This window comes from Kitasatospora sp. NPDC092039 (assembly GCF_044756065.1).
Taxonomy (GTDB): domain Bacteria; phylum Actinomycetota; class Actinomycetes; order Streptomycetales; family Streptomycetaceae; genus Kitasatospora.
Map to the genome: position 1 here is coordinate 1 of NZ_JBIVSD010000048.1, position 7593 is coordinate 7593.

The 7593-nt window shown below is 75.1% G+C and carries 7 protein-coding genes and 1 pseudogene; 6 read left to right on the forward strand and 2 right to left on the reverse strand.

Annotation, left to right across the window (positions count from 1 at the left end; all coding sequences use genetic code 11):
• From ACIQI7_RS38775 to ACIQI7_RS38795, 5 genes and pseudogenes are all read left to right on the forward strand, one after another.
• Positions 1–100: pseudogene (locus ACIQI7_RS38775) on the forward strand (IS481 family transposase); the annotation flags it as partial.
• 73 nt (positions 101–173) lie between these two features.
• A complete protein-coding gene (locus ACIQI7_RS38780) occupies positions 174–806 on the forward strand; it encodes a disulfide bond formation protein DsbA (RefSeq protein ID WP_401119557.1) in 633 nt (210 codons plus the stop codon).
• 214 nt (positions 807–1020) lie between these two features.
• Positions 1021–3192 (forward strand): ATP-dependent zinc metalloprotease FtsH, encoded by a 2172-nt coding sequence (ftsH, locus tag ACIQI7_RS38785; protein ID WP_401119543.1) that lies wholly within the window; start codon positions 1021–1023, stop codon positions 3190–3192.
• Positions 3193–3326: 134 nt separating this feature from the next.
• Positions 3327–4166: an ammonia-dependent NAD(+) synthetase gene (gene nadE, locus ACIQI7_RS38790; protein WP_401119547.1), complete on the forward strand. Its 840-nt coding sequence runs from the start codon at positions 3327–3329 to the stop codon at positions 4164–4166.
• On the forward strand, positions 4163–5098 hold the full coding sequence (locus ACIQI7_RS38795) for an ADP-ribosylglycohydrolase family protein (RefSeq protein ID WP_401119550.1): 936 nt from the start codon (positions 4163–4165) through the stop codon (positions 5096–5098). Before nadE ends, ACIQI7_RS38795 begins: the two co-directional genes overlap by 4 nt.
• 70 nt (positions 5099–5168) lie before the next feature.
• Here the strand turns inward: ACIQI7_RS38795 and ACIQI7_RS38800 are convergent, their stop codons facing one another.
• Positions 5169–5471: a hypothetical protein gene (locus ACIQI7_RS38800; protein WP_401119553.1), complete on the reverse strand. Its 303-nt coding sequence runs from the start codon at positions 5469–5471 to the stop codon at positions 5169–5171.
• Between the two features lie 259 nt (positions 5472–5730).
• Between ACIQI7_RS38800 and ACIQI7_RS38805 the strand changes: the two genes are divergently transcribed.
• Entirely contained in the window at positions 5731–6498 is a 768-nt protein-coding gene (locus ACIQI7_RS38805; protein ID WP_401119555.1) for an SDR family NAD(P)-dependent oxidoreductase, read from the forward strand.
• Positions 6499–6553: 55 nt separating this feature from the next.
• Here the strand turns inward: ACIQI7_RS38805 and ACIQI7_RS38810 are convergent, their stop codons facing one another.
• Positions 6554–7258, reverse strand: coding sequence for a hypothetical protein (locus ACIQI7_RS38810; protein ID WP_401119560.1), 705 nt, complete (start codon positions 7256–7258; stop codon positions 6554–6556).
• Positions 7259–7593: the final 335 nt, after the last annotated feature.

A 7593-nucleotide genomic window follows, 5' to 3' on the forward strand; every position in this document is an offset into this window, starting at 1 on the left:
CGACTGGCTCCACACCTACAATCACCACCGCGGACACACCGCACTCGCAGGCAAACCACCCGCCAGCCGCGTCCCCAACCTCACTGGTCAGTACAACTAGCCTCTCCGGTGTGACGAACGAAGCGACGAACAGCGCGCCCACCCGGCACCTCGACCGGCACCCCGCCCGACTCCTGGACGGCGGCCACGAGCCCGCCACCGACACCGTCAAGGTCGACTTCTACTTCGACCCCGTCTGCCCGTTCGCCTGGATAACCTCCCGGTGGATCCTGGAGGTCGAGCGCCACCGCGAACTCGACCTGAACTTCCGGGTGATGAGCCTGTCCGTCCTCAACGAGGGCCGCACCGACCTGCCCGAGCGCTACCAGCGCCTGATGACCACCGGCTGGGGCCCGGTGCGGGTCTGCATCGCCGCCGCCGAGCAGCACGGCCCGCAGGTGCTGCGCGGGCTGTACACCGAGCTCGGCACCCGGCTGCACGACCAGGACCGGGCCGCCGACGACACCGTCATCCGGGAGGCGCTGGTGGCGGCGGGCCTGCCGGAGGAACTGGCCGAGGCGGCGAACAGCACCGGGTACGACGAGGCCCTGCGCAAGAGCCACCACGAGGGCATGGACCCGGTCGGCGAGGAGGTCGGCACGCCGACCATCCACGTGGACGGCGTCGCGTTCTTCGGCCCGGTACTGAGCGCCATTCCGCGCGGTGAGGACGCCGTACGGGTCTTCGACGGTGTGCGGCTGCTGGCCGGGTACCCGAACTTCTTCGAGCTCAAGCGGACCCGGACGGGCGGGCTCGACTTCTCCTGACCCGCCTCCCCGGGGCCTCAACCCGCCCGCCGATCCGTGTCGCCGATCCGCCCCGCCGATCCGTGTCGCCGGTCCGTGATGCCGACCCGCGCTGAGCGGGCGATTCTCGCCCGGGTGGACCGTTCCCACCCCCCTCGGACTCCCGTCCGGGCGCGGAGCGTCCGACCATGGAGAGGCGGAGGCTGTCAGGCCCCCCGAGAGGCGGTGAGCGTGGATGATCGTACGAATCCGGCTGCGCGCTTCCGATCACCCCGCGACCCCGCCCGGCCCCGGTTCCAGCCCCGGCCCCGGCACCAGCCCTGGTTCCGGCCCGGGCCCCAGGCCGGGCTGGGGCCAGCCGCGGGGCCCGGGCCGGGGCCGCAACCAGGGCCCGGGACCAGGCCCCGGCGGCCCGGGCAAGCCCCCGCCGCCCTCCTGGCGCCGCTGGCTGCTGCCCGTCGCCGTGCTGGTCACGCTGCTCCTGCTGGTGCTCTTCTCCAACCCCGGCAAGCCGGGCAACCGCTACGGCTACAGCGACTTCCTGAACCGGGTCAACGCCGGCCAGGTGCAGACCGTGGACGTCAGCGACACCGGCGGGGTGAGCGGCACGCTCAAGGACGGCACCCACTTCACCAGCCAGATCCCGACCGCCCTGGACACCTCCCGGCTCAGCAGCGCGCTCTCCGACCACCACGTGACCGTCACCGGCAGCCGGACCAGCGGCGGCGGCTCGATCTGGTCCACCCTGCTGCTGTTCCTGCCGCTGCTGATCTTCGGAGCGCTCTTCCTCTGGTCCGGCCGGATGGCCGCCCGCTCGCTGGGCGGCGGCCTGAGCGCCATCGGACGGTCCCGGGCCAAGATCATCGAGGCCGAGCGGCCGAACACCGGGTTCGCCGACGTGGCCGGGTACGAGGGAGTGAAGCAGGAGGTCAGCGAGGTGGTCGACTTCCTGCGCAGCCCGGAGCGGTACGCCGCCGCCGGCGCCAAGGGGCCACGTGGAGTGATCATGGTCGGGCCGCCCGGCACCGGAAAGACGCTGCTCGCCCGGGCGGTCGCGGGCGAGGCCTCGGTGCCGTTCCTCTCGGTGACCGGCTCCGGCTTCGTCGAGATGTTCGTCGGCGTCGGCGCCTCCCGGGTCCGCGACCTCTTCGAGGACGCCCGCAAACGCGCGCCGTCGATCATCTTCATCGACGAGATCGACGCCGTCGGCGGCCGCCGCGCGGGCGGCACCCGGATCGGCGGCAACGACGAGCGCGAACAGACCCTCAACCAGCTGCTCAGCGAGATGGACGGCTTCGACCAGAGCACCGGCATCGTCGTCATCGCCGCCACCAACCGCCCGGACGCCCTCGATCCGGCCCTGCTGCGCCCCGGCCGCTTCGACCGGCAGGTCACCGTCCCGCTGCCCAACCAGGCCGAGCGGGCCGCCATCCTCGCCGTGCACGCCCGCGGCAAGACCCTGGGCCCGGACGTCGACCTCGGACGGCTCGCCCGCGGCACCCCCGGATTCTCCGGCGCCGACCTCGCCAACCTGGTCAACGAGGCCGCCATCAACGCCGTGCGCGCCGACCGGGCCACCCTCACCGCCGACGACCTCGACGCCGCCCGCGACCGGGTGCTGCTCGGCCGCCGGGAGTCCTCCAACGCGCTGCTCCCCGAGGAGCGGCACGCCGTGGCGGTGCACGAGTCCGGACACGCGCTGATGGCCGCGCTGTGCGAGCACGCCGACCCGGTCGCCAAGGTGACGATCCTCCCGGCCGGCGTCGCCCTCGGCGCCACCGAGCAGTTGCCCGAGGCCGAACGGCACCTGTACAGCGAGGGCTACCTGACCGACCTGCTCACCGTCCAGCTCGGCGGCCGGGCGGCGGAGCTGGTGGTCTTCGGCGAGGGTTCCACGGGCGCCGCCAACGACCTCGCCAACGCCACCTCGGTCGCCACCCGGATGGTCCGCGAGTTCGGCCTCTCCCCGGAACTCGGCCCGGTCGGCTACTCCAGCGGCACCCCGCACTACCTCGGCGACAACCCCGAGGACCTGCTGCGCCGCCCGTACTCCGAGCAGACCCAGCGCGCCGTGGACGAGGCGGTCGCCCGGCTGCTGCGCCGGGCCGAACGGCGGGCCCTCGACCTGCTCACCGAGCACCGGCACCACCTGGACGAGCTGGCTGCGCTGCTGGTCACCCAGGAGACGGTGGACGGCCGGGTGGTGCTCGACATCCTGACGCACCTGGCGCCGGGGCCGCAGCCGCCGGTCTCGCTGCACAAACCGGACGGGCAGGGAAGGCGGGGAGGGCCGGACGGGCAGAAAGGGCCGGACGGGCAGGGAGGGCCGGACGGGCAGGGAGGGCCGGACAGGACGGGAGAGCCGGACGGGGCGGGCGAACCGGACGAGCCCGCGAAACCCGGGTAGCCCGCGAAAGCCGCGGCCCCGGCGGCCCCGGCGGCCCCCTCGGAGCCCCGGGAGGCCCCCGCCCGTGACGGCCGCGGCGGCGGTGGTCGTATCCTCGTGACCGCGTCACGTACCCACCGTCCCGAGGAGTCGGAATGACCGAGCCCCTGCCCGCCGACGTCCAGCGGGAGATCGCCCGTGCCCTCGGCGTCGCCCCCGTGCCGGACCCCGCGGCGGAGGCCGAGCGCCGGGTGGAGTTCCTGGCCGAGCAGGTCCGGACCACCGGCGCGCGCAGCCTGGTGCTGGGCATCAGCGGCGGTGTCGACTCCACCACCACCGGGCGGCTCTGCCAGCTCGCCGTCGAGCGGCTGCGGGCCGAGGGCCGCCAGGTGACCTTCACCGCGATGCGGCTGCCGTACGGCGTCCAGGCGGACGAGGCGGACGCCCAGCTCGCGCTCCGCTTCATCCGCGCCGACGAGGTGCTGACCGTCGACGTCAAGCCCGCCACCGACGGCGCGCTCGCCGCCCTGAAGGCCGCCGGCCTGACCTACGACGACCACGGCCACGAGGACTTCGTCGGCGGCAACGTCAAGGCCCGCCAGCGGATGGTGGTCCAGTACGCGGCGGCGGGCGCCAAGGGCGGGCTGGTCGTCGGCACCGACCACGCCGCCGAGGCCGCCGTCGGCTTCTTCACCAAGTTCGGCGACGGCGCGGCCGACGTGATGCCGCTGTCCGGTCTGACCAAGCGCCAGGTGCGGGCGGTCGCCGAGGCGCTGGGCGCGCCGGCCGAGCTGGTCAAGAAGACCCCCACCGCCGACCTGGAGAACCTCGCCCCCGGCCGCCCCGACGAGGACGCCCTCGGCGTCAGCTACGACGAGCTGGACGACTTCCTGGAGGGACTGCCGGTCACCGAGGACGTCTTCCGCACCGTCCTCGGCCACTACCGCCGCACCGAGCACAAGCGCAACCTCCCGGTCACCCCGCCCGTGGCATGACCGGCCGCGACGAGCGCGCCGCCGGAGCCGTCCTCGGAGCCGCCGTGGGCGACGCCCTCGGCGCCCCCTACGAGTTCGGCCCGGCCGGCGCCTTCTCCGCCCGCTTCCCGGACGCCCCCGGTGACCTGGTGGCGGGCGGCGGCTGGGCCCTCGGCGAGGCCACCGACGACACCCAGATGGCCGTCCTGGTCGCCGAGTCGCTGGTGGAGCGGGACGGTCTGGACCTCCCGGACATCTTCGACCGGTTCCGCCGGTGGGCCGCCGGCGAGCCGCACGACATCGGCATCCAGACCGAAGCCGTCCTCGCCAGCGGCCTGACCTGGGACCTCGCCGCCGCCATCCACTCCAACACCTCGCTGCGCGCCGCCGGCAACGGCGCCCTGATGCGCGCCTCGACCTCCGCCGTCGCCTTCGCCGGCGCCGGCCGGCAGGCCACCATGGAGGCCGGCCGGCGCATCGCGGCGCTGACCCACGGCGACCGGGCCGCCTGGGAGGGCACGGCGATCTTCCACGAGCTCGTCCGGCTCGCCCTCGACGGCGCCGACCCGCTGGCCCAGCTCCCCGCCGTCCTGTCCCACGTCGACCCGGGCCACCGGGAGCGCTACGCCACCGTCCTCGCCCCCGACTGGCACCCGGAGCGCGCCACCGAGTCCAACGGCGCGGTCTGGCCCTGCCTGGGCTCGGCGGTGTGGGCGCTGCGCACCACCGACGGCTTCGAGCAGGCGCTGCGCGCGGCGATCGACCTCGGCGGGGACACCGACACCGTGGCAGCCGTCACCGGCGGCCTGGCCGGGGCCCGGTACGGGGCGGCGGCGATCCCGGAGCGCTGGATCGAGCCGCTGCACGTCGCGCTGCCGGGCTTCGGCGGGCGGGTGCTGCGGGCTGCCGAACTGCTCGATCTGACAGGGAGACTGACGGTCAGTCAGGTCTGAGGGGTTGCGGCGGGGCCGACCGATCACCGGCGATGGCGATCGGTCGACGGCCCGGCGGATCCGGCGCGGCCTACCAGAGGAGGACGGCGAGGATCCCCGGCGGGTCGACCAGGAGGCGGGCGATCAGGACTCCCAGCGCCGCCAGATGGCCGAGGAGCGCGCCGAGCGTCGCCCAGCGCCAGCGGCGGTGCGGGGTCGACCTCCGGCCGGCGACGGCCGCGCCCAGCAGGGCCGTGAGGACGGTGAAACCGAGCAGGGCCGCCGTGACCTGCGGCAATTCGTGCCGGGGCGGGGCGGGGGCGTCCTGCCAGAGGTGCACCAGTAGCCACCCGTCGGTCACCGCCGTCAGGCCGCCCGTCACCACGGCGAACACCGTGTCGGAGACCTCCTCGCCTGTGCCCCTGACGCCCCTGACTCCTTTGACGCGCTTGACGCTCCTGGTGCCCGTCCGTGCCACTGTGCCCGCCCCCCCCGATGCCGGCCCGCTCACGTGGCTGGCTACGGTAGCGGGGAAAGGGCCGGACCCGTAGGGGTGGGGAGCGCACGCGGCCGGAGGCGTGACGGAGCGGTGGCGCCGAGGACGGGCCAAGGCGGCCGGTGTGCGGCCGGCTGACGGACGAGGGGGCGGAGTGATGACGGTGGATCGGCTCGCGGTGGTGTCCGGGGGCGGTACCGGGATCGGCCGGGCGATCGCGGCGCGGCTGGCCGGGGACGGGCACCGGGTGGTGATCCTGGGCCGCAGGGCGGCCGTGCTGGAGGAGGCCCGGGAGGAGATCGAGCGGGCTGCCGGGCCGGGGCGGGTCGTGCCGGTGGCGGCCGATCTGACCGACCCGGCGGCGGTCGAGGCGGCGGCGGCCCGGATCACCGGACTCGGGCCGGTGGACGTGCTGGTGAACAACGCGGGTGCGATCGTCACGCCGCCCGCCGACGGCAGTCTGGCCGCGCTGGCGGCGTCCTGGCGGCGGGACCTGGACGGCAATCTGCTCACCGCCGTGCTGCTGACCACCGCGCTCCAGGACGGGCTGCGCCGCCCCGGCGGCCGGCTGGTGGTGATCAGCTCGGCGGCGGCCCAGCGCGGCGGCGCGGGCCCGCACTCGGCGGGCTCGTACGCCGCCGCCAAGGCCGCGCTGCACGGCTGGGCGTTCGGCCTGGCACGGCAGTTGGGCCCGGACGGGATCACGGTGAACGTGCTGGCGCCCGGCTACATCGAGGAGACCGAGATCTTCGGGGCGGGCTGGAGCGAGGAGTTCCACGCCCGGAAGGTCGCGGACACCCTGGTCGGCCGGGCGGGCACCCCGGCCGACGTGGCCGAGGCGGTCGGCTACCTGGCCTCGCCGGCCGCCGGGTACCTGACCGGTCAGGTGATCGGTCTCAACGGCGGTGCGGTGCTGGGCCGTTGAGCCGTGCCGCCGGGGCCCGGCGGCACGGTCCGTCATTCCCCGTCGGCCCGGTCCGTCACTCCCCGTCGGCGTCGGCGTCGGCCTCCGGGGTCGGGGTGGCGCCGGAGCCGGTGCGGACGGCGAGCCTCGCCTCGGCGGTCGTCCAGTCGGTGGCGATCGCCTGCTGGGCGGCGGCCAGGGTGACCTGGCCCTTGCAGATCGCGGTGTGCAGGTGGGTCTCCACCGCGTCCTTGGGGTTGTTCGGGCCCCTGCCGGGGACGTGGCCGGGGGAGGGCGGCTGGACCCACAGGTTGCGCGGGTCGTTGGGGTCGCCGCCGAGCTGGAGGCTGATCAGGTGGTCGTACTCGGCGTCGCCCATCGGGCCGGTGTAGCCGTAGGACTTGGCGTTCTCGGCCTTCTCCCGGCCGGTGATGTTCGACGGCGGGCGGATGGTCGAGGTGTAGCCGCCCTGCTTGCAGATGGTGTCCTTGAGGTTGTCCTGGGTGACCGCCGGACTGATCGCGCCCGGCGTGCAGCCGAGGTCGGGCAGCGGCTGCTTCTCCGCGGTGTAGCGGTAGTGGCAGCTGCCCGGCGCGGGCTGCGGCTGGACGTCGTAACTGCTCTGCGGGCCGGGGCCGGTGGCGATCGCGGCGGCCGCGGGCGGGGCGGCCGCCGCGGCGTCGCCCGCGGCGGCCGGGGCGGAGCCGGCCCCCTCGGCGACGTGGTCGCCTCCGGACGAGCAGCCCGCGGCCGCGGCGGCGAGCAGGACGGCCGCGGCCATGGCCAGGGCGCGGCGGACGGGAGCCGGCACAGTTCCTCCATCGGGGTGTGCGGGAGCGGCGGTCGCCGGTGTGCCCGGGGACCCGCCGGCGGACACTACCGTGCCCCCGGGGCCCGTGGGTGACGCCATGTCCGGGCGCGGGAAGCCTTCACCGGGCGCGCGGAACCGTTTCCGCAACGGCACCGGCCCGGGTCGTGCCGCCCGCGCCCCCGACGGCCCCTCGCGCGTCAGACGCCTAGTTGTACTGACCACAGAGGTTAGTGACGGGGTTCACGACCTGGTGATCTTGAAATGAGTGAGGGCCTTCTGGCTCGGTGTGGATTGCGACATCTGCA

Coding starts and splice junctions, on each gene's coding strand:
- ACIQI7_RS38805 (WP_401119555.1), top strand. CDS start 5,731: ATGACGGTGGATCGGCTCGCGGTGGTGTCCGGGGGCGGTACCGGGATC.
- nadE (WP_401119547.1), top strand. CDS start 3,327: ATGACCGAGCCCCTGCCCGCCGACGTCCAGCGGGAGATCGCCCGTGCC.
- ACIQI7_RS38810 (WP_401119560.1), bottom strand. CDS start 7,258: ATGGCCGCGGCCGTCCTGCTCGCCGCCGCGGCCGCGGGCTGCTCGTCC.
- ACIQI7_RS38795 (WP_401119550.1), top strand. CDS start 4,163: ATGACCGGCCGCGACGAGCGCGCCGCCGGAGCCGTCCTCGGAGCCGCC.
- ftsH (WP_401119543.1), top strand. CDS start 1,021: ATGATCGTACGAATCCGGCTGCGCGCTTCCGATCACCCCGCGACCCCG.